Source organism: Nocardioides pyridinolyticus (assembly GCF_054653575.1).
Window position 1 is genome coordinate 21,887 of record NZ_BAAIFY010000009.1, and the last position, 24,079, is coordinate 45,965.

Annotated in this window: 25 protein-coding genes; 15 read left to right on the forward strand and 10 right to left on the reverse strand. The window is 71.8% G+C overall.

Annotated features, from left to right (window positions below):
• Positions 1-40 precede the first annotated feature (40 nt).
• From ACYQ0U_RS10130 to ACYQ0U_RS10150, 5 genes are all read left to right on the forward strand, one after another.
• Positions 41-658, forward strand: coding sequence for a DUF2238 domain-containing protein (locus ACYQ0U_RS10130; RefSeq protein WP_459972290.1), 618 nt, complete (start codon positions 41-43; stop codon positions 656-658).
• An 83-nt stretch (positions 659-741) separates the two neighbouring features.
• Positions 742-2,217, forward strand: coding sequence for a SulP family inorganic anion transporter (locus ACYQ0U_RS10135; RefSeq protein WP_459972292.1), 1,476 nt, complete (start codon positions 742-744; stop codon positions 2,215-2,217).
• A 313-nt stretch (positions 2,218-2,530) separates the two neighbouring features.
• Positions 2,531-2,872: a hypothetical protein gene (locus tag ACYQ0U_RS10140; RefSeq protein ID WP_459972294.1), complete on the forward strand. Its 342-nt coding sequence runs from the start codon at positions 2,531-2,533 to the stop codon at positions 2,870-2,872.
• A 21-nt stretch (positions 2,873-2,893) separates the two neighbouring features.
• On the forward strand, positions 2,894-3,667 hold the full coding sequence (locus tag ACYQ0U_RS10145; protein WP_459972296.1) for a chitosanase: 774 nt from the start codon (positions 2,894-2,896) through the stop codon (positions 3,665-3,667).
• 371 nt (positions 3,668-4,038) lie between these two features.
• Complete coding sequence (locus tag ACYQ0U_RS10150; RefSeq protein ID WP_459972298.1) at positions 4,039-4,479, forward strand: hypothetical protein; 441 nt, start codon at positions 4,039-4,041, stop codon at positions 4,477-4,479.
• A gap of 119 nt (positions 4,480-4,598) precedes the next feature.
• Here ACYQ0U_RS10150 and ACYQ0U_RS10155 read toward each other — a convergent pair whose 3' ends face one another.
• Genes ACYQ0U_RS10155 through ACYQ0U_RS10165 form a run of 3 tightly spaced genes read right to left on the reverse strand, consistent with a single transcriptional unit; the run spans position 4,599 to position 9,507 of the window.
• Positions 4,599-6,983 carry a GcvT family protein gene (locus tag ACYQ0U_RS10155; protein WP_459972301.1) on the reverse strand — a complete coding sequence of 795 codons (2,385 nt, stop codon included), beginning with the start codon at positions 6,981-6,983 and terminating at the stop codon, positions 4,599-4,601.
• The gene (locus tag ACYQ0U_RS10160) at positions 6,976-7,890 is read right to left on the reverse strand and encodes a protein kinase family protein (RefSeq protein ID WP_459972303.1); all 915 of its coding nucleotides are present in this window, start codon (positions 7,888-7,890) and stop codon (positions 6,976-6,978) included. Before ACYQ0U_RS10160 ends, ACYQ0U_RS10155 begins: the two co-directional genes overlap by 8 nt.
• Positions 7,891-7,905: 15 nt before the next feature.
• Entirely contained in the window at positions 7,906-9,507 is a 1,602-nt protein-coding gene (locus ACYQ0U_RS10165; protein ID WP_459972306.1) for an amino acid permease, read from the reverse strand.
• Between the two features lie 142 nt (positions 9,508-9,649).
• Between ACYQ0U_RS10165 and ACYQ0U_RS10170 the strand changes: the two genes are divergently transcribed.
• From ACYQ0U_RS10170 to ACYQ0U_RS10200, 7 genes are read left to right on the forward strand one after another with little or no spacing between them, the layout of a single operon-like run.
• Positions 9,650-10,384: a FadR/GntR family transcriptional regulator gene (locus tag ACYQ0U_RS10170; RefSeq protein WP_459972308.1), complete on the forward strand. Its 735-nt coding sequence runs from the start codon at positions 9,650-9,652 to the stop codon at positions 10,382-10,384.
• A gap of 8 nt (positions 10,385-10,392) precedes the next feature.
• Positions 10,393-11,772, forward strand: coding sequence for a glutamine synthetase family protein (locus ACYQ0U_RS10175; protein ID WP_459972310.1), 1,380 nt, complete (start codon positions 10,393-10,395; stop codon positions 11,770-11,772).
• Entirely contained in the window at positions 11,773-13,131 is a 1,359-nt protein-coding gene (locus ACYQ0U_RS10180; RefSeq protein WP_459972312.1) for an aldehyde dehydrogenase family protein, read from the forward strand.
• Between the two features lie 26 nt (positions 13,132-13,157).
• The gene (locus ACYQ0U_RS10185; RefSeq protein ID WP_459972314.1) at positions 13,158-13,937 is read left to right on the forward strand and encodes a 3-oxoacyl-ACP reductase; all 780 of its coding nucleotides are present in this window, start codon (positions 13,158-13,160) and stop codon (positions 13,935-13,937) included.
• 13 nt (positions 13,938-13,950) lie between these two features.
• The gene (locus ACYQ0U_RS10190; protein ID WP_459972316.1) at positions 13,951-14,664 is read left to right on the forward strand and encodes a gamma-glutamyl-gamma-aminobutyrate hydrolase family protein; all 714 of its coding nucleotides are present in this window, start codon (positions 13,951-13,953) and stop codon (positions 14,662-14,664) included.
• Positions 14,661-15,326 (forward strand): glycerophosphodiester phosphodiesterase, encoded by a 666-nt coding sequence (locus ACYQ0U_RS10195; protein ID WP_459972318.1) that lies wholly within the window; start codon positions 14,661-14,663, stop codon positions 15,324-15,326. Before ACYQ0U_RS10190 ends, ACYQ0U_RS10195 begins: the two co-directional genes overlap by 4 nt.
• Positions 15,323-16,288, forward strand: a complete 966-nt coding sequence (locus ACYQ0U_RS10200) for an alpha/beta hydrolase (protein ID WP_459972320.1) — start codon at positions 15,323-15,325, stop codon at positions 16,286-16,288. Before ACYQ0U_RS10195 ends, ACYQ0U_RS10200 begins: the two co-directional genes overlap by 4 nt.
• 106 nt (positions 16,289-16,394) lie before the next feature.
• Here the strand turns inward: ACYQ0U_RS10200 and ACYQ0U_RS10205 are convergent, their stop codons facing one another.
• Positions 16,395-17,054 (reverse strand): nitroreductase family protein, encoded by a 660-nt coding sequence (locus ACYQ0U_RS10205; RefSeq protein WP_459972325.1) that lies wholly within the window; start codon positions 17,052-17,054, stop codon positions 16,395-16,397.
• A gap of 48 nt (positions 17,055-17,102) precedes the next feature.
• On the opposite strand from ACYQ0U_RS10205, the gene ACYQ0U_RS10210 reads away from it, so the two are divergent.
• Complete coding sequence (locus ACYQ0U_RS10210; protein WP_459972327.1) at positions 17,103-17,462, forward strand: DUF4267 domain-containing protein; 360 nt, start codon at positions 17,103-17,105, stop codon at positions 17,460-17,462.
• Here the strand turns inward: ACYQ0U_RS10210 and ACYQ0U_RS10215 are convergent.
• From ACYQ0U_RS10215 to ACYQ0U_RS10230, 4 genes are read right to left on the reverse strand one after another with little or no spacing between them, the layout of a single operon-like run.
• Positions 17,459-18,223: a sulfite exporter TauE/SafE family protein gene (locus tag ACYQ0U_RS10215; protein WP_459972329.1), complete on the reverse strand. Its 765-nt coding sequence runs from the start codon at positions 18,221-18,223 to the stop codon at positions 17,459-17,461. The two genes, ACYQ0U_RS10210 and ACYQ0U_RS10215, sit on opposite strands and share 4 nt — an antisense overlap.
• On the reverse strand, positions 18,220-19,341 hold the full coding sequence (locus tag ACYQ0U_RS10220) for an SPFH domain-containing protein (RefSeq protein WP_459972331.1): 1,122 nt from the start codon (positions 19,339-19,341) through the stop codon (positions 18,220-18,222). The genes ACYQ0U_RS10215 and ACYQ0U_RS10220 overlap by 4 nt, the downstream gene beginning before the upstream one ends.
• A 27-nt stretch (positions 19,342-19,368) precedes the next feature.
• Complete coding sequence (locus ACYQ0U_RS10225) at positions 19,369-19,830, reverse strand: NfeD family protein (RefSeq protein ID WP_459972334.1); 462 nt, start codon at positions 19,828-19,830, stop codon at positions 19,369-19,371.
• 9 nt (positions 19,831-19,839) lie between these two features.
• Positions 19,840-20,634: an ABC transporter ATP-binding protein gene (locus ACYQ0U_RS10230; protein WP_459972336.1), complete on the reverse strand. Its 795-nt coding sequence runs from the start codon at positions 20,632-20,634 to the stop codon at positions 19,840-19,842.
• A gap of 53 nt (positions 20,635-20,687) precedes the next feature.
• Here ACYQ0U_RS10230 and ACYQ0U_RS10235 point away from each other — a divergent pair, with 53 nt between their 5' ends.
• Positions 20,688-21,422 (forward strand): hypothetical protein, encoded by a 735-nt coding sequence (locus ACYQ0U_RS10235; RefSeq protein WP_459972338.1) that lies wholly within the window; start codon positions 20,688-20,690, stop codon positions 21,420-21,422.
• A gap of 35 nt (positions 21,423-21,457) precedes the next feature.
• Positions 21,458-22,702, forward strand: a complete 1,245-nt coding sequence (gene serB / locus ACYQ0U_RS10240; protein WP_459972340.1) for a phosphoserine phosphatase SerB — start codon at positions 21,458-21,460, stop codon at positions 22,700-22,702.
• 90 nt (positions 22,703-22,792) lie between these two features.
• Here serB and ACYQ0U_RS10245 read toward each other — a convergent pair whose 3' ends face one another.
• Entirely contained in the window at positions 22,793-23,299 is a 507-nt protein-coding gene (locus ACYQ0U_RS10245; protein WP_459972342.1) for a SixA phosphatase family protein, read from the reverse strand.
• Between the two features lie 5 nt (positions 23,300-23,304).
• Positions 23,305-24,078: an enoyl-ACP reductase FabI gene (gene fabI / locus ACYQ0U_RS10250; protein ID WP_459972344.1), complete on the reverse strand. Its 774-nt coding sequence runs from the start codon at positions 24,076-24,078 to the stop codon at positions 23,305-23,307.
• Position 24,079 lies beyond the last annotated feature (1 nt).

The following is a 24,079-nucleotide window of genomic DNA, read 5'->3' on the forward strand; positions in this document are numbered from 1 at the left end:
TCCTCTCAACCACCCCGCCGGCCACGCTATTCCTGACACGATGCTGCCCGTGAAGAGAGTCCCGGCCTGGGTCCCGGTCCTCCTCCTGCTGGTCACCGTCGCCCAGCTCGCGGTCGCGGAGTGGGTGCCCGGCATCGAGCGGTTCGCCGACAAGGCGTTCGGCGCGCGGCTGCTGGCCTACCCGCTGCTGATGCTCGTCGCCCCGGCGGTCTGGTGGCTGGTGCAGCGGCGCCGGCAGCCGAGGCCCGCCCATCTGGGCAGCGCGGCGCCGTACGGCGCGTTCTCGCTGGTCATGCTGCCGTTCCTGGTCGACGTGACCGGCAACAGCCTCGACCTCTACGACTCGCTGGTGTGGTGGGACGACTTCAACCACTTCGCGAACTGGTTCCTGCTGCTGACCGGCATCGGGCTGCTGGTGTGCGGCTCGGTGCGGCCGCACTGGGCCGTGGTCGCGGTCGTGTGCGGCCTCGGAGCGGTCCTGGCGATCGGGTGGGAGGTCGGCGAGTGGTGGACGTTCATCCGGCACGGCACCGAGATCGACACGGCCTACGAGGACACCCTCGGCGACGAGGCGCTGGGCACGCTGGGAGCGCTGTGCGCCGGGCTGCTGGTCGCGTGGGCGAAGGCCTCGCGGGACGGGATCGGCACTGCGCGGTAGGCGTCGGCGAGCGGGCCCTCCCCGGTGCGCCTCACTCGTCCTGATTTCGTCCCCGCGGCGACGACGCGCCTAGGATCGAGCCAGTGAGCACGACCGCCGAGCCGACCGTCCGTTCCGTCCTCCGTTCCCCGCGGTTGCTCCGCACCGAGGTCCTGGCCGGGCTCGTCGTCGCCCTGGCACTGATCCCGGAGGCGATCTCGTTCTCGATCATCGCCGGGGTGGACCCCCGGGTCGGACTGTTCGCGTCCTTCACGATGGCGGTCGCTATCTCGTTCCTCGGCGGTCGACCCGCGATGATCTCGGCGGCGACCGGCGCGGTGGCGCTCGTCATCGCCCCGGTGATGCGCGAGCACGGCTACGACTACCTGATCGCGACCGTTCTCCTCGGAGGGGTCATCCAGGTCGCGCTGGCGCTGGCGGGCGTCGCGCGGCTGATGCGGTTCATCCCGCGCTCGGTCATGGTCGGCTTCGTCAACGCGCTGGCGATCCTCATCTTCGAGGCGCAGCTCGACCACCTCCTCGACGTGCCCTGGCCCGTCTACCCGATGGTCGCGGTCGGCATCGCGGTGATCGTCGGCCTCCCGCGCGTCAACAGCGTGGTCCCCGCGCCGCTCGTCGCGATCGTCGCGCTCACGGCCTTCACGCTGGTCGCGGCCGTCAACGTGCCCGACGTGAGCGACGAGGGCGAGCTCCCCGACAGCCTGCCGTCGTGGTTCGTGCCGGACGTCCCGTTCACGCTCGACACCCTCCAGACGATCGCGCCGTACGCCTTGGCGATGGCGCTCGTCGGCCTACTGGAGTCGCTGCTCACCGCACAGCTCGTCGACGACATCACCGACACCCGCTCCGACAAGACCCGCGAGGCGTGGGGCCAGGGCGCGGCGAACGTCGTGACCGGCTTCTTCGGCGGCATGGGCGGCTGCGCCATGATCGGGCAGACGATGATCAACGTGAAGGCCTCGGGCGCGCGCACCCGGATCTCGACGTTCCTCGCCGGCACCTTCCTGCTGGTCCTCGTGGTCGGCTTCGGGGACGTCGTCGGACTCATCCCCATGGCCGCGCTGGTCGCGGTGATGGTCATGGTGTCGGTCGGCACCTTCGACTGGCACTCGGTCCGGACCACGACGCTCCGCCGGATGCCACGCTCGGAGACCGCCGTCATGGTCGCCACCGTCGTCGTCACCGTGCTCACCCACAACCTCGCGATCGGCGTGGTCGTCGGTGTCCTCGTCGCGATGACCCTCTTCGCCCGGCGCGTCGCCCACCTGACCGCGACGCGCCGCGAGGTCCTCGACGGGACGGCCGTCTACCGCGTCACCGGAGACCTCTTCTTCGCGTCGAGCAACGACCTCTCCACGAAGTTCCAGTACGCCGACGACCCGGATCAGGTCGTCATCGACCTGTCCGACTCCCACGTCTGGGACGCCTCGACCGTCGCCGTGCTCGACGCGATCACGGCCAAGTACGAACGCCGCGGCACGACGGTGCGCATCGTCGGGTTGAACGAGTCGAGCGCGCAGCGGCACGAGCGCCTGTCGGGCCGGCTGACCGCGCACTAGTGTCGTCGACATGCGCCGGGCTGCTCGCGGCCTGCAGCGAGACGACCGGTCCGATTCGGTCTAGACCAGTGGGCGCGGAGGTGTGAGCCGCGCGTACCGCATCAATCATCCCCGGACCAACCACTCATTCTCGGGGGGAGAAGTCATGTCCGTGCGATTCCGTCGCGCCGCCGTCCTGGCGGGCACCGTCGTCCTGTCGATCAGCGGCCTCCAGACCGTCAGCACCGAGGCCGCCGCCGCGGTCCCGTGCGGCGCCCAGTGCTAGCCGGGTCCGCGCTACAAGATCCTCGACCTGCACACCTACGACAACGACGTGCTCTACCAGCTCGGCTCGATCGCGTCGTGCCGGAACGCGGGCGGCACCTGCACCATCTCCAAGGTGCAGAGCAAGACGACCACGATCCAGACCTCGCTCGGCATGAGCAAGGGCGCCGTGGCCGCCAGCGTCGGCGTCTCCGAGGGCTACAGCAGCTCGACGTCGGTCAGCTGCACCTCCCCGAAGCTCAAGAAGGGCCAGACCTACCGGGCCTACGTCGTCGGCAAGACCAAGATGTACAAGATCCAGAAGACCTACACCGGCCGCACGACGACCAGCGGCTGGCTGTTCGCGCGGCAGCCGTACAAGACCGACATCTACTGCCACGTCGAGGGCTGACCCGCCGACTACGCTGCCCGGGTGCGCAGCCTCGTCCTCGGGATCCTCCTCGCCCTGGTCGTCGGTGCGCCGGCCCACGCGGCACCCGGCCTCGACCGGCCGGGCCGCAAGGAGATCGCGATGCAGCTGGTCTCCAGCGCGGAGAACTCGACGCTCGCGTGGCGCCGGCAGTACCCCTACCTCGAGGACATCGGCGACGGACGTGGCTACACCGGCGGGATCATCGGCTTCACGTCCGGAACCGGCGACATGCGCGTGGTCGTACGCCGCTACACCCGAGCCGAGCCGGACAACCCGCTCGCCCGCTTCCTGCCGGCACTGCGCCGGGTGGACGGGAGCGACTCGCACCGCGGCCTCGGCCGGCCGTTCGGGCGGGCGTGGCTCCGCGCCGCCCGGGACCCCGCGTTCCGGGCCGCGCAGGACGGCCTGCGCGACGCGTGGTACTTCGACCCCGCCGTGCGCCGGGCCAAGCGCGACGGCCTGGGCACGCTCGGCCAGTTCGTCTACTACGACGCGATCGTGATGCACGGGCCCGGCCGCGACCGGGTGTCCTTCGGCGGGATCCGGCGTGCGGCGATGCGCCGGGCCGCGACGCCGGCGGAGGGCGGGTCCGAGGTCCGCTACCTGGACGCGTTCCTCGACGTGCGCACCCGGGTGATGCGGTCCGAGGACGCCCACGAGGACACCTCGCGCATCGACATCGCCCAGCGCCGCTTCCTCCGCGAGCGCAACCTCGACCTGCGGCCGCCGCTGACCTGGCACGTGTACGGCGATCGGTTCCGAATCGACCCGTGAGCCCTGGACGCCGCACAGACCGGTGGCTGCAGGCGGCAGCCACCCGATGTCGCCGGGTGATCCGCACGGACTGATGTCGGGGCTCGCCAGAGAACAGCGTCGAGGGGATTGTGTGATCCAAGCCACAGGGCAGCCTGCTGACAGGTCTCGACACCAGGGGGAACCATGCGATGACTCGTACCGCTCGCTGCCGCGGGCGCCTCACTGCTGCTGGCACTGGTCGGCTCCGTCGGGCCGACCAGTGCCGACGTCGGCGTCACGCAGGAGGCCAAGCTCGTGGGAGAGAAGCCCGTGAGCGGCCGCTACAGCATCAAGTACAACGACTAGGGTCCTGACCGGGGCACCTACTGCCCCCGCGTTCGCCGCAATGCGTGGTCGTCGGCCGTCCGGTCGCGCGCGGCAAGCTCAAGACCAAGCTGTCGGTCTACAAGATCAAGGAAGGCATGCGGAAGTTCGACTACTACCTGCTCGACGTCGACATGGTGACCGCCGACCGCTACGGCAAATGGAAGATGGGCGGCGTCTCCATCAGCGTCTCACAGGTCGGCACGCGGCTCGTCGATCGCAACGACACGCGGTCCCTCAGCGCCGACGAGAACGAGTGCCACTCGGTCGACGTCGGCTTCTCGACCCCCTGGCCGGTCATCAGCGCCTCGGCCGACCTCGGCTCGATCACGTGGTGCACCGAGAAAGCCGGCCTGAAGCTGTCGTCGGCCGGCAACTGGGTGCTTCGGGGTCTGGGCAGCACCCGTCACTGGCGGCCGACCGAGCGGTCAAGGTGCGCGCCGGGGCCGAGCCGCGGTTCAAGGTGACCGTCGTGGTGCCCCGGGACACCTGCACGCATGCGCTCCAAGGCAAGTGCGTCGAGTTCGACAACGGATCGGCGAGCGCAACCTACCGGGTCGGCTCCTCCGGCTGACGCGGCGACCGCTCAGGACACAGGGGCGGCCAGCGTCGGCCGCACGGCGTGCCTCTCCCCCGCGACGTCGACCTCGAACGACGAGGCGGCCAGCCACTCGGCGGTGATCGGACCGGAGTGCCGGACGTAGCCCAGCCCCACGCACGAGCCGACCGTCGCTCCCCAGGCCGCGCTGGTCACCTGGCCGGCCGGCGCCCCGTCCCGGAGCAGGAGTTCCCCACCCCAGAGCATCGGATCGGGCGACTCGACGACGAACGACACGAGCCGGCGCCGTGGTCCGCCGGACGCCAGCTCGGCCCGGTGGGCGGCGAGCGCCTCGCGGCCGAGGAAGTCCTTGGTGCCGGAGAGCGCGGTGGCGAACACCAGGCCGGCCTCGACCGGGCCGTAGTCGGGTGTCAGCTCCCGGCCGAAGGCTCGGAAGCCCTTCTCCAGCCGCAGCGACTCGATCGCGTAGTAGCCCGCATCGGTGCCGTCGAGCGCGTCGTAGACCGCGCCGGCCGACGCCACCGGGACCATCAGCTCCCAGCCGAGCTCGCCGACGTAGGTCATCCGGGTCGCGCGCAGCCCGACGCCCGCGACGGTGACCTCACGCGAGGTCGCGAACGGGAACCCCTCCTCCGACCAGTCGTCCTCGGACCGCGACGCGAGCAGCGACCGCGAGCGCGGCCCCATCACGCCGAGGACGGCGAAGTCCTCGGTGACGTCGCGGGCCGGGACGCCGTGCCGGGCCAGCCAGTCCAGGTCACGCACCGTGGTGGCGGACGAGGAGACCAGCAGGAACGACGAGGGCCCCGTGCGCGTGACCGTCAGGTCGGCCTCGTAGGTGCCCCGCGCGTTCAGGAACGGCGTGTACACGGACCGGCCGACCTCGACGTCGACATCGGCGGCGCACACCCACTGGAGTCCCTCGAGCGCGGACGGGCCCTCGACGACGTACTTGGAGAACGACGTCTGGTCGAAGACCGCGACGTCGGTGCGGCAGGCGACCTGCTCGGCCGAGGACCACGACAGCCAGGACGGCTTCCCCCAGGAGTAGTCCAGGACGGGGCCGAACACGTTGGGCCGCTCCCAGCCCATCCGCGTGCCGAACAGCGCGCCCCGGGACTCCAGCCGAGCGTGCAGCGGCGAGGTGCGCTGGGGGCGGCCGGACTCGAGCTCGCGGTTCGGCCACGGGATCGCGTAGTGCAGGCCGAGGACCTCCGACACCCGCGAGCGGAGCCAGCCGTTGGATCCGTGGAACGGCGCGAACCGGCGTACGTCGACGCCGACGAGGTCGTCCTGCGGCTCGCCGGCGACGATCCACTCCGCCAGCGCCCGGCCGGCGCCGCCGGCGGAGGCGATCCCGACCGAGTTGAAGCCGGCGCCCACGAAGTAGCCGCGCAGCGCCGGCGCCTCCCCGAGCAGGAACTGGTTGTCGGGCGTGAACGACTCCGGGCCGTTGTAGAACTTCCGGATGCCGGTCTCGGCGAGCGCCGGGATCCGCACCAGCGCCTCGTCCATGAGGATCGTGAAGTGGTCCCAGTCCTCCTCGAGGAGCTGGAACTCGAACGGGTACGGCAGGTCGTCGGGCGACCGCCACGGCTTGGCCTCCGGCTCGAAGCCGCCGACCACCAGGCCGCCGACCTCCTCCTTGAAGTACGTCCAGCCGTCGGGGTCGCGCATGATCGGCAGGTCGGGGTGCGTGCCCGGGACGGCCTCGGTGACGACGTAGAAGTGCTCCGCGGAGTGCAGCGGCACCGTCACGCCGGCCAGCGCGCCGAGCGCCTTGGCCCACTGCCCTCCGCAGTTCACGACGACCTCGGCCTCGACGTCGCCCTGGTCGGTCCGGACGCCGGTGACGCGGCCCTGCGACGTCGGGAAGCCGGTCACCCGCACCCGCTCGGCGATCCGGGCCCCGCCCAGCCGGGCGCCGCGCGCCAGGGACTGGGTGAGGTCCGCCGGGTTGACCTTGCCGTCGCCCGGGAGCCAGATCGCGCCGAGCAGGTCGTCGACCTGCATCGGTGGCCAGAGCTCCTGCGCCCGTCCGGGCGAGACCAGCTCGCAGGGCAGGTCGTAGGCGACCGCGTTCGCGGCGGTGCGTCGCAGCTGCACCATCCGGTCCTCGGTCCGCGCGACGATCACGCCACCGACGTTGCGGTAGCCGGTCGCCAGCCCGGTCTCGGCCTCCAGCGCGGCGTAGAGCTCGGCGGAGTACTGCACCAGGCGGGTGCCGCTCTCCGACGCCCGCAGCGGGCCCACGAGCCCGGCGGCGTGCCAGGTCGTGCCGCACGAGAGCGTGCCCTGCTCGAGCAGCAGCACGTCGGTCCAGCCCAGCTTGGCCAGGTGGTAGGCGACGGACGTGCCGATGACGCCTCCGCCCACGACGACGACGCGGGCACGCGACGGGAGGTCAGCCACAGGTGACATCCTCCAGCAGCCCGGTCAGGCCGGGTCCGCGGAAGGTCGCGACGGCCTTCTCGTAGCGCTCCATCCCCCAGCCGTGGAAGTCGTAGTCGATCGGGCTGGCGGCCGCCTGGATGAAGCCCCACAGTGACCAGCCGTACTCGCTGCACAGCATCTGGAGCCGCACCCGCGCCAGGTCGGCCCGCGTCGGGGTCCCGTAGTACGCCTCGACGTACGCCTCGACCTGCTCGGCCCCGAAGTTGCACTCGGTGGCGGTGTTGCCGAGCTCGAACGACGCCTCGTTGGTGCCTGAGTACTCGTAGTCGATCAGGCACACCTGCTCGCCGTCGTCGATGAAGTTGGCGGCGAGGAGATCGTTGTTGCACGGGACCGCCGGCCGCGGGTGGACCGCGAGTGCGCGGCGCACCTCCTCCCATGCGCCGGCGTGGTCGTCGTAGCCGTCCGGTAGCCAATACCCGCCCTTCCGCACGGTGCGGAGGTACGCCGCCTGCCGCGTGAACATGCCGCCGTCCCCCGCGAACGCGGGACCGGCGTGGAGCCGGCGGCAGGCGTCCGCCGCCCGCGCCAGCACTCCCGGGTCGGTGAACGAGGCGTCCTCGAGCGCCTTCCCCTCCAGGAACGTGATGACGAGCATCGACAGGTCCGGCCGGTACTCGACCACCTCGGCGCCCACGCCCGCCTCCGCCGCGGCACGGGTGTTGGCGGCCTCGGCGTCCCGGTCGATCCCGAGCAGGGCGGCGTCACCGGAGGACCAGCGCACGACCAGGTCGAGCGCGCCGTCCGGGTGGTCGTCGTCGGTGACCACGTGGAGGTTGCGGTTGGTCAGCCCGCCGGGCAGGTCGGTGACCCGCCAGGACCGCTCCGCCAGGCAGGCGAGGCGGCCCAGGGGCGGCTGCGTCATCTCAGGGGCGCCACGTCAGTCGTCGAACGCGTCGACCACGGCCCGGTCGATGGTGTGCTTCGGACCGGTGAACCACCGCTTGGCCGAGGCATGCCACCAGAGCGTCAGCAGGATCAGGGACCCGATGGTGAGGATCGGTGCGTAGTTCACGAACTTCCAGGAGAAGTCCTCGTTCCACGGCACCGCCAACGGCGTGAACGGGAGGACGAAGTAGATCGAGATGATCAGGATCTCGACGACGGCGACCAGGTTCATCCACTTGTACTTCGAGCCGTTGTTCCACGCGCCCGGCTCGAACGCGTCGCCCATCCTCCAGCGGAGGAAGATCGGGATCGCGAACGCCAGGTACAGACCGATGACGGCCACCGACACCACGGCGTAGAACGCCGTCGGGACGATGACCGGCGACTCCGGCGTACCGATGTTGACCTCGATCATGGCCGGCGTCGTGATGAGGACACCGACGATCGCCACCGCCACGACGGCGTTGATCGGCACCTTGTTGCCGGCGACCTTCGACCACATGCGGGAGCCGGGGATCGCACCGTCGCGGCTGAAGGCGAAGGTCATGCGCGACGCACTCGTCAGGCAGGCCGTCGCACAGAAGAGCTGCCCGGCGGTCGAGATGACGAGGATCATGATGTGCCAGCGTTCCGGCAGCGCCTGGCCGAAGATCACGTCGGCGCCGTTCAGGCCCGAGTTGATCCCGGCCGTCACGCCGTCGGGGTCCTGGACCGCGTAGAGGAACGCCAGCAGGAGGATCCAGCCCCCGATGGCCGAGTAGAAGATCGACCGCCAGATGCCCTTCGCCGCCTCGGTGCTCGCCGCGTTGGTCTCCTCCGACAGGTGTGCGGACGCGTCGAAGCCGGTGATCGTGTACTGCGTCAGCAGGAAGCCGAGCGGCAGCACGAGGAACCAGAACGTCAGGCCGCTGGTCGAGCCGTCGTTGAACCCGGAGTTGTTGATCCGCTCCGTCCAGACGAACGACGAGCTCGCGTGCTGCTCGGGCACGAGGACCAGGATCCCGATCACCACGGCCGCGCCGGCGACGTGCCACCACACGGAGACGTTGTTGATCATCGCCAGCAGGTGCGCGCCGAACGCGTTGAGCAGAACCGCCATGACCATGATCAGCACGAAGAGGACGAAGACCCGCTTGAGGCTGTACCCCTCGGCCCAGCTGTCGCTGATGGTGCTGAGGGTGATGTCGAGGAAGGTGGCGGCGCCGTAGGCGACCGATGCCGTCACGGCGATCAGGCCGATCAGGTTCAGCCAGCCGGTGAAGAAGCCGGCCGCCGGGCCACCGAGCTTCGAGGCCCACCAGTAGATGCCACCGGAGGTCGGGTACGCCGACACCAGCTCGGACATCGTGAAGCCGATGATCAGGATGAAGATCGAGATGATCGGCCAACCCCACGAGATGGCGATCGGGCCGCCGTTGCTCCAGCCCTGACCGAAGGTGGTGAAGCAGCCGGCCAGGATCGAGATGATCGAGAACGAGATGGCGAAGTTCGAGAAGCCCGACCAGCTGCGGTTCAGCTCCTGCTTGTATCCGAGCTTGGCGAGGTGCTTCTCGTCGGCGGTGAGCTCCGGGACCGGCTCGTGTGCTTCGGGCATTGCGGCACCCTCCGTAGGACGATCGTGCGAACGTGAACCGGACGCTAGACCCGGCCTGATTCGGGTGTAAATGCCTTTGCGCAAAAATGGTATGAACTCAGACCATTGACAGCCTCGCGAGGACGACCGAGAGGATGGGCCCGTGACCGCCTCACCCGAGCACCACCTCCCCGAGGCGGTGCTGCGCCCGGTGCGCGGGCACCACGCGTTCGAGGCCTGCGTGGAGCAGCTCGCCACCGCGATCCGGCTCGGCGTCTACCCGCTCGGCACCACGCTGCCGCCGGAGCGCGAGCTGGCCGCGATCCTGCACGTGTCCCGAGCCACCCTCCGGGAGGCGATGGCCGCCCTCCGCGAGGCCGGGCTGGTCGAGACCAGGCGGGGCCGCGGCGGGGGGACGGTGGTCACGCTGAAGCCGCGCACGCCGTCGGCCCGGGCGGCCGCCCGCGTCTCCCCCGAGCGCCGACGTGACTGGCTGGACGCGCTGGAGTTCCGGCGCGTCGTCGAGCCCGGGGCGGCGTACCTCGCGGCGCGGAGCAACCCCACCGGCGTACGCCGCGAGCAGCTGGAGCAGGCGCTCGCCGACGTCGAGGCGGCCCGCAAGCCGGCGGCCCACCGGCAGGCGGACTCGCGGTTCCACCTCACGGTCGCGTCGCTGGCGGACTCGCCGCGGGTGATCGAGAGCGTCACGTCGGTGCAGGCGACCCTGCACGAGATGCTGCTGGCGATCCCGGTGCTCGGCACCAACATCGCCCACTCCGACCGGCAGCACGCCGCGCTGGTCAAGGCGATCCTCGCCGGCAACGCCGAGCGGGCCCGCCAGGTCATGGAGGAACACTGCGACGACACGGCCGCGCTCCTGCGCGGCCTGGTGGGATAGGAGACCGGGTGACCGAGCTGCGCAACGACCGACACCTCTCGATGGAGCATCTCGTCCAGCGCATCGACGCGGGCGAGATCGACACCGTCGTGGTCGCCTTCACCGACATGCAGGGGCGCCTCCAGGGCAAGCGGCTGCACGGCCGCTACTTCGCCGACGTCGTGGTCCCGCACGGCACCGAGGGCTGCAACTACCTGCTCGCGGTGGACGTCGAGATGAACACCGTCGACGGCTACGCCATCTCCTCGTGGGACAAGGGCTACGGCGACATGGAGTTCGTCCTCGACGAGCGGACCATCCGCCTGCTCACCCACCAGCCCGCGACGGCGATGGTCCAGTGCGACCTCGTCGGGCCTCCCGACGGCTCAGGGCAGCACTCCCCGGTCGTGCAGTCACCGCGGGCGATCCTCCAGAAGCAGCTGGACCGCTGCGCGGCGCGCGGCTGGGACGCCCTGGCCGGGACCGAGCTGGAGTTCATCGCCTTCGACACGTCCTACGAGGAGGCGCACGACCGGCACTACCGCGACCTCACGCCGGTCAACCAGTACAACGTCGACTACTCGATCCTCGGGACCTCGCGGGTCGAGCCGCTGCTGCGCTCGATCCGCAACACCATGTACGCCGCGGGCCTGGACGTCGAGGGCGCCAAGGGCGAGTGCAATCTCGGCCAGCACGAGATCGGGTTCCTGTACGCCGACGCGCTGACGACCGCCGACAACCACGTCGTCTACAAGACCGTCGCCAAGGAGCTCGCCGCCCAGCAGGGCAAGTCGATCACGTTCATGGCGAAGTACAACCAGCGCGAGGGCAGCTCCTGCCACATCCACCTGTCGCTGCGCGGCCAGGACGGGGAGCTGGTGTTCTGGAAGGACGGCGCCCGCACGCCGCTCTACGACCAGTTCGTCGCCGGCGTGCTCGCGACCGCCGCGGACTTCACCCTGCTCTACGCCCCGAACATCAACTCCTACAAGCGCTTCGCGGACGGCTCGTTCGCCCCGACGACGATCGCGTGGGGCCTGGACAACCGCACCTGCGCCCTGCGCCTGGTCGGCCACGGCGCCGGTGCCCGCATGGAGAACCGCCTCCCCGGCGCCGACGTGAACCCCTACCTCGCGCTCGCCGCGATGCTGGCCGGTGGCCTGCACGGGATCGAGAACGAGCTGGAGCTCGAGCCGGAGCTGGTCGGCAACGCCTACCACTCCGACAAGCCCAAGGTCCCGCACACGATGGGCGCCGCCCGCGAGGCGTTCGTCTCCTCCGAGGTCGCCCGCGCGGCCCTGGGCGACGAGGTCGTGGACCACTACGTCAACATGGCGGACGTCGAGCTGGCGGCGTACGACGCCGCGGTCACCGACTGGGAGCTGCACCGAGGGTTCGAGAGGCTGTAAGTGACTGACACGTTCACCGTCATCAACCCGGCGACCGCGTCGCCGGTGACCGACGTCCCGCTCGCCACCGTCGCGCAGGCGGACGCCGCGATCGAGGCCGCGCACGCCGCCTTCCCGGCGTGGCGGGCGGTGCCGCCGGGTGAGCGCGCGGCGCTGCTGCGGCGCTTCGCCGCCGTGGTGGACGCGCACGTCGACGAGCTCGCCGAGCTGGAGGTGCGCAACGCCGGCCACACCTGGGGCAACGCGCGTTGGGAGGCCGGCAACGTCCGCGACTGCCTGAACTACTACGCGGGCGCACCGGAGCGGCTCTTCGGCCGCCAGATCCCGGTGCCCGGCGGCGTCGACGTGACCTTCCACGAGCCGCTCGGCGTCGTCGGGATCGTCGTGCCGTGGAACTTCCCGATGCCGATCGCGGGCTGGGGGTTCGCGCCCGCGCTGGCCGCCGGCAACACCGTCGTGCTGAAGCCCGCCGAGCTCACGCCGCTCACCGCGATCCGGCTCGGTGAGCTGGCGCTCGAGGCCGGGCTCCCCGAGCACGTCCTCACCGTCATCCCGGGCAAGGGCTCGGTCGTCGGCGAACGGTTCGTGACCCACGAGCTCGTGCGCAAGGTCTGCTTCACGGGCTCCACCGAGGTCGGCAAGCGGATCATGCGCGGCTGCGCCGACCAGGTGAAGCGGGTGACGCTCGAGCTCGGCGGCAAGAGCGCCAACATCGTGTTCGCGGACGCCGACATCGCGGCCGCGGCGGCCAGCGCGCCGTACGCCGTCTTCGACAACGCCGGGCAGGACTGCTGCGCCCGCTCACGCATCCTCGTCGAGCGCTCGGCGTACGACGAGTTCCTGTCGCGGCTCGAGCCCGCCGTGACCGGCCTGCGCGTGCTCGACCCGAGCGATGAGTCCTCCGAGATGGGCCCGCTGATCTCCGCGCAGCAGAAGCACACCGTCACCGGCTTCCTCGACGAGGTGGAGGTCGCCTTCGCGGGCTCGACGCCCGGCGGGGACGGGTTCTGGGTGCCGCCGTCGGTCGTCACCGTCGAGGACCCGGGGGCCCGGATCTGGCGCGAGGAGGTGTTCGGGCCGGTCGTGGCCGTGATGCCCTTCGACGACGAGGCCGACGCGATCGCGAGGGCCAACGACACCGAGTACGGCCTGTCCGGCTCGATCTTCACCACCGACCTCGGTCGCGGGCTCCGGGTGGCCCGCGGCGTCGAGGCCGGCAACCTCAGCGTCAACTCGCACTCCTCGGTGCGCTACTGGACGCCGTTCGGCGGCTACAAGCAGTCCGGCCTCGGCCGCGAGCTCGGCCCCGACGCGCCCCAGGCGTTCACCGAGGAGAAGAACGTCTTCATCGCCCACTGAGCCCACCGAGTCCCAGGAGTACAGGAATGGCAGGCAGGATCCAGGACCGCGTCGCGGTCGTCACCGGCGGGTGCTCGGGCATCGGGCTCGCGACCGTCCAGCGCTTCGTCGAGGAGGGCGCCAAGGTCGTCATCGGCGACATCGACGACGAGCGCGGGCACCAGCTGGTCGACCAGCTCGGCGGCGAGTCGGTGGCGACGTACGTCCACGTCGACGTCACCTCCAAGGAGGAGGTCGACGCACTGTTCAAGACCGCCAAGGACACCTACGGCTCGGTCGACATCGCGTTCAACAACGCCGGCATCAGCCCGCCGGAGGACGACTCGATCCTCGACACCGACCTCGACGCCTGGCGCAAGGTGCAGGAGGTCAACCTGACGAGCGTGTACCTGTGCTGCAAGGCGGCGCTCCCCTACATGCTCGAGCAGGGCAAGGGCTCGATCATCAACACCGCCTCGTTCGTCGCGGTGATGGGTGCGGCCACGTCGCAGATCTCCTACTCCGCCTCCAAGGGCGGCGTGCTGTCGATGACCCGCGAGCTCGGCGTGCAGTTCGCGCGCCAGGGCGTGCGCGTCAACGCGCTCTGCCCGGGGCCGGTGAACACGCCGCTGCTCCAGGAGCTCTTCGCCAAGGACGCCGAGCGGGCCGCTCGCCGGCTGGTGCACGTCCCGATGGGCCGCTTCGGCGAGCCCGAGGAGATGGCGTCCGCGGTGCTGTTCCTCGCCTCCGACGACTCCTCGTTCATGACCGCCAACACGTTCCTCGTCGACGGCGGCATCTCCGGGGCCTACGTCACTCCGCTGTGACCACCCCGCCACCATGACCGCTCCGCTCATCGGCCTCACCACGTACCGCGAGGACGCGGCGTGGGGCGTGTGGCAGCGCCGCGCCGACCTGCTGCCGACGCAGTACGCCGCCGCCGTCGAGGCGACCGGCGGCGTACCCGTCCTGCTGCCGCCGGTCGCGCAGGCGGGCGCGGCCGACGCCGTCGTGGCCCGGCTGGACGGGCTCGTGGTCAGCGGCGGGGCGGACGTCGAGCCGGAGCGGTACGGCGAGCAGCCCCATCCGCGCACCGTCGGCTGGCGCGCGGACCGCGACGCCTGGGAGAGCGCACTGCTCGACGCCGCCGAGGCGGTCGGCCTGCCCGTGCTCGGCGTGTGCCGGGGCATGCAGGTGATGGCCGTGCGGGCCGGCGGCACGCTCGACCAGCACGTGCCGGACGTGGTCGGGCACGAGCAGCACTCGCCCGGCGGCGACGCGTTCGGGGCGGTGGCGGTGACGACCACGCCCGGCACCCGGCTGGCCGCGCTCGTGGGCACGGACCTGTCGGTGAACTGCCACCACCACCAGTCCGTGCGGACACACCCGGGCTTCGAGGCCGTCGCGCGCGCCGCCGACGGCACGCTCGAGGCCATGGAGGCTCCCGGGGACCGGTTCTGCGTCGGAGTGCAGTGGCACCCCGAGACGGCCGCGGACGTGGGCCTGCTGGCCGGGCTGGTCCGGGCCGCCGCGGCCCACGCCGCCGCCCGATGACCCTGGTCAGCGCCCACCGCTGCCTCACCCGCGAGGCCATCGAGGCAGCGGTCGCGCTCGGCGCGGACTTCGTCGAGTTCGACGTCCAGCGGTGCGCGGACGGATCGCTCGTGCTGCACCACGACCCGATCGACGTCGCGCCGCCGGGGACGCTCGGCTACGCCGAGGGGCTCGACCTCCTCGCGGGACGCGCCCGGCTGCACCTCGACCTCAAGGTCGAGGGCGACGAGGTGGCGGTGGTCGACCAGGCGGTCCGCCGGCTCGGCGCCGACCGGCTGCTCGTCACCACGCTCGACGACGCCGGCGTCCGCGCGATCCGTGACTGGGCGGCCGCCGCGGGCCACGACCTGCTCGTCGGGCTGTCGCTCGGGCGCGGCGTGCGCGACATCCCGGTGCTGCACGGCCTCCGGATCCGGCTCACCGAGCTGTTCCCGGGCGCGCGCTACCGCGAGGCGGGCGCCACCCTGGCCGTCGCCCACCACTGGCTCGCCCGGATCCGGGTCCGGCGGTTCGCGCGGCGGCACCGGCTGCCGCTGCTCGTCTGGACCGTCGACACCCCCCGCTCCCTGGCGTACTGGATGCGCCCCGGCCGGGCCTGGCTGGTGACGACCAACGAGCCCGCCCTCGCGCTCGGCCTGCGGGCTGCCAGACTTCGACCATGACCAGCGGCGCCTTCGACCAGCTCGTTCCCGACGTCCTCGGCGAGCCCTACCTGGCCGAGACCATCGCGCTCCCGCCCGACGACGAGGGACCGGTCGTCGCGACCCTCGTCGTACGCCGGGCGGCGGAGCCGACCACCAGGGCCGTGCTGCACGTGCACGGCTTCTGCGACTACTTCTTCCAGACCGAGTACGCCGAGTGGTGGAACGACCGCGGCTACGACTTCTACGCGGTCGACCTGCGCAAGTACGGCCGCTCGCTGCGGCCGCACCAGACGCCGAACTACGTCACCGACCTGCGCCAGCACTTCCCCGAACTCGACGCGGCGCTGCACCGGGTCGTCGAGCGCGACGGGCACGACCACGTCGTGATCAGCGCGCACTCCACGGGCGGGCTGATCTCCTCGCTGTGGGCCAACGAGCGCAAGCCGAAGATCGCCGGGATGGTCCTGAACTCGCCGTGGCTCGACATGCAGGGCGGCGCGGCGATCCGGGGCATCGGCACGAAGGCCATCAAGCAGATCGGCGCCCGGCAGCCGCGGCGGGTCATCCCGCGCACGGTCGGCGGCCACTACGGCCGCAGCCTCCACGTCGAGCACGACGGCGAGTGGATGTTCAACACCGACTGGAAGCCGCTCGACTCGTTCCCGGTCACCTTCGGCTGGCTGCGGGCGATCCGCCTGGGCCACGACGAGGTGCACGCCGGCCTCGAGGTCGGCTGCCCGGCGCTCGTCCTCTCCTCGGCCGGCACCCGCTGGCCCAAGGAGATGGGCGAGGACGCCCACGGCTACGACATCGTGCTCGAGGTGCCCCAGATCCGGCAGTGGGCCACCGCGCTCGGCAGCCGGGTCACCTACGTCGCCGTCGAGGGCGCCCGCCACGACGTGGTGCTGTCCCGGCCCGAGCCCCGCGCGACGGCGTACGCGGAGCTCGACCGCTGGCTCTCGGCGTACGTCGACGGCTGACGCGGCCGGCCGCTCCGGGTCCCGCACGGTCGCGGTTTGGTCACCAACCGCAGGTGGGAGCGCGCCCACTCTGCGGTTGGTGACCGAACCGCGTGCCGACCTGCCTCTAGAAGGGCTCGCCGTCGAACCGCTCGCGGGTGACGAACTCGGCCACCTCGTTGCGCCGCAGCTTGGTGATCTCGCGGACCGGCTTGCCCAGCGGCACGACCGCCGCGACGGCGTACCCGTCCGGGATCCCGAGCAGCGCCTTGACCGCCGGCTCCTCGGCGACCGCCATCGTGGTGATGGTCCCGCCGAAGCCCTCGTTGCGCGCGGCGAGCAGGATGTTCCAGACCAGCGGGTAGACCGAGGCGCCGCTGATCAGGCCGATCCGGTCGAGTTCCTGGTCCATCGCGGCGACGACGCCGAGGTCGACGCACACGACGAGCACGGCGCCCGCGGTGAGGACCGGCTTGGTGAAGGGCTCGGGGACCGGGGTGGCCGCGATCTCCTCGGGCGTCGGCAGCGGCGGCTCGAGCGGGTTCCACGGACTCTGCCCGGCCTTCGACTGCGCGACGTAGCGACGCACCGCCGTGCCGTAGAGCTCCACGAGCGCCTCGCGGGTCGAGGTGTCGCGGACGACGATGACGTGGGTGCCCTGCCGGTTGCCGCCGCTCGGAGCGAAGCGGGCGTGGTCGAGGATGCGGTGGAGCGTCTCGTCCGGCAGCGGGTCGTCGGTGAACTCGCGAACGGCTGGGGTCGACCGCATGACGTCGTACAGGTCCATGGACCGAGCCTGCCATGTCCTCTCCGGCCGACCGATACGGTGCCCTCCATGAACCCTCTGATCGGACTGTCCCTCGGCCGGATCGCCGTCGGATCCCTGGCCGTCGCGAACCCCGACATGGCGGCGAAGACGCTCCAGCTCGACGCGACGTCGAACCCGCAGGTCCCCTACGTCCTCCGGCTCTTCGGCGCCCGGGAGATCGCGCTCGGCCTGGTCACGCTGTTCGCGGGCGGCAGGACGCGACGCGGCGTGATCGCCGTGGGTGTCGCCGTGGACGCGGCCGACGCCGCGACCGCCTACCTCGCGCTGCAGGACGGCTCGGTCTCGAAGAAGACCGCGTACACGCTGCTGGCACCCGCCGCCGGCGCGGTCGCCTCGGGACTGCTCGCGCTGGCGAAGCGCGGTTAGCTCGCCAGGAACACCGTCAGCGCGACCACGCCGACGACCACGATCACCACGCGCAGCACCGCGCCCGGGAGCCGGCGCCCGACGGTCGCACCCAGCTGGCCGCCGATCACGGCGCCGATGCCGATGACCAGGACGATCCACCAGTCGACGTCGGCGACGACGGCGAAGATGAGGCCCGCGATCGCGTTGACCACGGCGGCCAGCACGTTCTTGACCGCGTTCAGGCGCTGAAGGGTCTCCTCGACGCCGATGCCGAGCACCGCCATCAGCAGCACGCCCTGGGCGGCGCCGAAGTAGCCGCCGTAGATGCCGGTGACGAAGACACCCGGCCACACCCACCAGGTGCCGTGGTACGGCAGTCCCCCGGCCGCGTCGTGGCGGCGCGCCACCCAGCCGGAGATCCGGGGCTGGAAGACGACCAGCACCAGCCCGAGCACGATCAGGATCGGCACGATCGTCGCGAACGCCCCGGCCGGCAGGACGAGCAGCAGGACCGCGCCCGCCGTACCGCCGAGGAAGGAGGCGACGCACAGACGCAGGATGCGGGCCTTCTGGCCCTCGAGCTCGCGGCGGTAGCCGATCGCGCCGGAGATCGATCCCGGGACCAGGCCGATCGTGTTGGAGACGTTCGCCGTGACGGGCGGTACGCCGAACGCGAGGAGGGTCGGGAACGTGATCAGCGTCCCCGACCCCACCACGGTGTTGATGGTGCCGGCCGCGACCCCGGCGAGCAGGATCGCGACGACCTCGAGCACGGTCACTGGGCGGGGGGCACCTCACCCGGGTCCACGGCCGGATCGGTCTCGGTCGACTGGCTGCTCCTGCCCGGGTTCGCCGCGCTGGCGGCCTCCGCGATCGCCGCCTCGACGGCCTCGCTGGTCCGGCGCAGCTCGGCGTCGGACGTCGGCGCCGCGGGCTCGCTCGGGCCCATGTCGACCCGCTTGATCGGGCCCTCGACCTGCTGCGGGATGCCCTGGAGGCTGTTCATCGTCGAGCCGAGGCCCTCCAGCGCCTTGCCGATCTCGCTCGGGACGATCCACACCTTGTTGGCGTCGCCCTCGGCGATCTTCGGCATCATCTGGAGGTACTGGTAGGCCAGCAGCGACTGGTCCGGCTGCCCGTCGTGGATCGCCTGGAACACCGTCTGGATGGCCTGGCCCTCACCCTGGGCGCGCAGGATCGCGGCCTCCCGGTCGGCCTGGGCGCGCAGGATCTGCGACTCGCGGTCACCCTCGGCGTTCAGGATCGCGGACTGCTTGTTGCCCTCCGCCGTCAGGATCGCGGACTGCCGCTGGCCCTCGGCGGTGAGGATCAGCGCGCGCTTGTCGCGGTCGGCGCGCATCTGCTTCTCCATCGCGTCCTTGATCGACGGCGGCGGGTCGATGCCCTTGATCTCGACGCGGTTCACGCGGATGCCCCACTTGCCGGTCGCCTCGTCGAGCACGCCGCGCAGCCCGTTGTTGATCTCCTCACGGCTGGTCAGCGTCTGCTCGAGGTCCATGCCGCCGACGATGTTGCGCAGCGTGGTCATCGTGAGCTGCTCGACGGCCTGGATGTAGTTGGCGATCTCATAGGTCGCGGCGACCGGGTCGGTCACCTGGAAGTAGATGACGGTGTCGATGCTCACCACGAGGTTGTCCTCGGTGATCACCGGCTGCGGCGGGAAGCTCACGACCTGCTCGCGCAGGTCGATGAGGTACCGCACCTTGTCGACGAACGGCACGACCAGGTTGAGGCCGGCCGGCAGCGTCTTGAGGTACTTGCCGAACCGCTCCACCACGCCGGCGCGCGCCTGCGGGACGATCCGGACGGTCTTCGCCAGCACCGCGATCACGAAGATCAGCAGCAGGGCGAGCAGGATCAGGAACGCCAGCTCCACGAGACTCCTCCTAGGTTCCTACGGTGGTCACTCGCCGAGCTCGGCGACCGGGTGGACGTACGCCGTGGCGCCGCGGATCTCGAAGACCTCCACGGTCGCCCCGGGCTCGATCGTCAGGTGCTCGTCGTACGGCGCGGCGGTCCAGGTCTCCCCCGCCAGCTTGATCTGGCCGACGGCGAGGCCGGTGATGCGCGTGGTGACCACCGCGCGCTGGCCGACCAGCTTCGCGTGACCGAGGGCCAGCTCGGGTCCCTGGTGCAGCTTGGCGACGAGCCCGGGGCGCACGAGCGCCAGCATCCCGATCGCGGTGACCGCCGCGACCAGCAGCGAGAGCACCAGCGCCCCGCCGAGCACGGAGGTCACCCCGCCCGCGACCGCACCGGCCGCCAGCATGATCAGGACCAGGTCGAGGCTCACCAGCTCCGCGACGCCGAGCAGCGCGGCCAGGCCGAACCACGCGGCCCACGCGTTCTCGCCCAGCCAGTCCATGGGGCAACCCTAACGGTGCCGGGTGCGCCGCCGGGCGCTCCAGCGCCCGTCCTCGTGAGAGAGGACCAGCGGCATGCCGAACGTCGCCGCGAGGTTGGCCTCCGTGACGACCTCCTCGAGAGGCCCAGCGGCCACGGCCCGGCCGCCCCGCAGCAGGAGCGCGTGCGTGAACCCGGGCGGGATCTCCTCGACGTGGTGTGAGACCAGGACCGTGGCCGGCGAGCCCGGGTCGGCGGCCAGGACCGACAGCGTCGACACCAGGTCCTCGCGGCCGCCGAGGTCGAGACCGGCGGCGGGCTCGTCCAGGAGCAGCAGCTCGGGGTCGGCCATCAGGGCCCGGGCGATCTGCACCCGCTTGCGTTCGCCCTCGCTCAGGGTCCCGAACGTGCGGTCGGTCAGGTGGGCGGCGCCCACCTCGGTGAGGAGCTGGGTGGCGCGCTCGTGGTCGAGGTCGTCGTAGGCCTCACGCCACCGGCCCACCACGCCGTACGACGCGGAGACGACGACGTCGTGGACGCGCTCGCTGCGCGGGATGCGCTCGGCCAGCGCGGCGCTCGTCAGGCCGATCCGCGGCCGCAGCTCGAACACGTCGACGGTGCCGAGCACCTCGTCCAGGATGCCGGCGACCCCCGCGGAGGGGTGGATCTGCGCGGAGGCGACCTGGAGCAGCGTGGTCTTGCCGGCGCCGTTCGGCCCGAGGATGACCCAGCGGTCCTCCTCCTCGACGCGCCAGGAGACGCCGTCCAGCAGGACCGCCTCCCCGCGCCGGATGGTCACCTCGGCGAAGTCGAGAACGGCGGTCATGGCAGTCACCCTATCGACCGGCCCGCGCGGGTCCGCACGTATCCTCGGCCGCCGTGACCGACGTCCTGCCGCCCTCCGCCCGCCTGGCCTGGTGGGCCACGGCCTGGCTGCGCGGCCACGCCGTCACCGACCTGGTGATCGACGCGGTCATCGACGGCGACGCGACGCATGTGGTGGCCGGGCTGCCGGGCCTCGACGGCACCGCGACCCTGGTCCAGGGGCTCGCCGAGCTGCGCCGGCTGGGCGCGATCGGCGTCGGGGCGGCCTTCCCGGTGGAGGGCGACCCGGTCGGTCTCGGCGGCCCGCCCGCGTTCAACGCGGACGCGCTGGAGGCCGGGGAGGCGGTCGTGGTCACCGGGACCGGGCTCGGCCTGGTCCCGCACCGCACCGGCGCCGCGGTCGCGTGGACCGTGCACCCCGCCGGCCCGCGCCAGCTCCCGGACGTCGGCGAGGCCGACCGGGGGCTGCGCGCGGCACTCCTCCAGTCCGCCGCCGCCCTCGCCGACCTCGACGTCGCGCGGTGGCGACCGGAGGTCGCCGACCGGCTGATGGACCTGCGGCACCGGGAGCCGGTCGCGGCCCCGGACGGGATCCCCGCGCGCTGCGTCGACCTGGCCGCCCGCGGACGCCAGGCGATGGACATCGTCGGGCTGGCGCTGGAGGACGACGGCGCCGCCGTGTCTGCCTCCGAGGCCGCCCGGCGACGGGACGCGCTGGTGCCGCTCGACCGCGCCGGACGCCGGGCGCTGGTCGCCGCGTGCTCGCCCGAGGTCTGGCCGCCGTCCTGACCGCAGGCCTCAGTCCACTAGCCTCGGCGACTGAGATGACTGACGCGAAGCCGGAGACCCTCCTCATCACGCTGTCGGGCAAGGACCGCCCGGGAGTGACGTCCGCCGTGTTCTCCGCCCTCTCCTCGGCGGGCATCGAGGTGCTCGACGTCGAGCAGATCGTGCTGCGCGGGCGCCTGATCCTCGGTGTCCTCGTCACGGCGCCGCGCAACGTGCGCCGGGTGACCGAGGCGGTCCGCGACACCGGGGCCCGCCTGGGCATGCACGTCGAGGTCGAGACCGGCGTCGGCGACAACAAGGCGCGGGGCTCCGGCCGCTCGCACGTCACGGTCATCGGCGCGCCCCTCAGCGCCACGGCGATGGCCGCGGTCGCCGGCCGGATCGCGGACGCCGGTGCCAACATCGACCGGATCGAGCGGATGGCGCGCTACCCCGTCACCGCCATCGACCTGCACGTCAGCGGCGTCGGCACCGACGTGCTGCGCCCGCTGCTCGCCGCCGAGGCCGTCAAGCAGTCCATCGACGTCGCCGTACAGCCCGCGACGCTCCTGCGCCGCGGCACCCGCCTGATCGTCATGGACGTCGACTCCACGCTCATCCAGGGCGAGGTGATCGAGATGATCGCCGCCCACGCCGGCTACGAGACCGAGGTGGCCGCGATCACCGAGGCCGCGATGCGCGGCGAGATCGACTTCGAGGAGTCGCTGCGCTCGCGTGTCGCGCTCCTGGAGGGCGTGCCCGCCGCCGCCCTCGACGAGGTGTACGACGCCATCGTGCTCGCCCCGGGCGCCCGGACCCTCGTCCGGACCCTGCGCCGCCTGGGCTACCGGTTCGCGATCGTCTCGGGCGGCTTCAGCCAGATCACCGACCGGCTCGCCGAGGACCTCGGCATCCACTTCGCCCGGGCGAACGAGCTCGAGGTCGTCGACGGCAAGCTGACGGGGAGGATCGTCGGCGCGGTCGTCGACCGGGCCGGCAAGGCGGCCGCCCTGCGCGAGTTCGCCGCGGAGATCGGCGTCCCCGAGGCCGCGGTCATCGCGATCGGCGACGGCGCGAACGACCTCGACATGCTCAACGCCGCCGGCCTCGGCATCGCCTACAACGCCAAGCCGCTGGTCCGCGACGCCGCCGACACGTCGGTCAACGTGCCCTACCTCGACACGATCCTCTACCTGCTCGGCATCTCCCGCGAGGAGATCGAGTTCGCGGACGCCGAGGCGGGGTTCACGACGCCGGCGCCGCCGGTGGGACGCGCCGACGCTGACAAATCATCACGGTAGGTGGGTCAGTCGTCGCTTCCCGTGGCGTACCCACCGCGGGGAGTGCCAGCTCACCTGCCTACCGTGATGAATCGTCGGCGGCGGGCGGCCTCAGCCCCGCCCCACGTGGTACCCCACCAGCCGGGCCGAGCCCTCGCCCAGGTCGGCCCAGGCGCCGTCGTAGGTGAACACGGCGATCGCGCTGGTCGGGAATCCGGCGAACAGCTCGTTCTCGAGCTCGCGGGCTCCCTCGCCGTCGCCGAGCAGCTGCGCGAGGTAGGCCATGGTCGGGTTGTGGCCGATCACCAGCAGCGACTGCACGTCGTCGGAGACCAGCCCGATCAGGTCGACGGCGGTCGCCGGCTCGGCGGAGTAGAGGCCGCGGTCGAAGTCCGGCTCGAGGTCCCATCCGCCACCGGACGCCACCGACGCCCAGGTCTCCCGGGTGCGCAGCGCGGCCGAGACGAGCGCGTGGTCGGGCACGACGCCCTGCGACGCGAGCCAGCAGCCCGCCTCCGCGGCGTCCCGGTGCCCGCGCTCGGCCAGCGGCCGCTCGAAGTCGGTCGGGCCGTCCTGCTCGGCCTTCGCGTGCCGCATCACCACCAGCCGGCGTGCCACGAGCGTCAGGCTCCCATCGCGTGGAACCCACCGTCCACGTGCACGATCTCGCCGCTCGTGGCCGGGAAGAAGTCCGACAGCAGCGCGCAGACGGCCTTGGCGGTCGGCACGTGGTCGGTGTTGTCCCAGCCGAGGGGCGCGCGGGTGCTCCACATCGCCTCGAGGTCCTCGAAGCCCGGGATCGCCTTCGCGGCGAGCGTCTTCAGCGGGCCGGCCGACACCAGGTTGACCCGGATGCCCTCCGGGCCGAGGTCACGCGCCAGGTAGCGCGACGTGGACTCCAGGCCGGCCTTGGCCACGCCCATCCAGTCGTACGCCGGCCAGGCGACCGTGGCGTCGAAGGTCATGCCGACCACCGAGCCGCCGGACGTCATCAGCGGGCGGCACGCCTGCGTGAGGGACATCAGCGAGTAGGCCGAGACCTGCACGGCCTGCGCGACGTCCGCCCACGGACCGCCGAGGAACTTCCCACCGAGCAGCGTCTCGGGGTTGCCGTAGGCGATCGAGTGCACGACGCCGTCGAGGCCGTCCACGTGCTCGCGCACCTGGGCCTCGAGCCCGGCGAGGTGGTCCTCGTCGGTCACGTCGAGCTCCAGCACCGGCGGCTCGACCGGGAGCCGCTTGGCGATGCGGCGGGTGATGCCGAGCGCGCGGCCGAAGTTGGAGATGAGCACGGTCGCGCCCTGCTCCTGCGCCACCTTCGCCACCGCGAAGCCGATCGAGCTGTCCATCGTCACGCCCGCGACGAGGATCCGCTTGCCCTCGAGGATGCCAGTCATG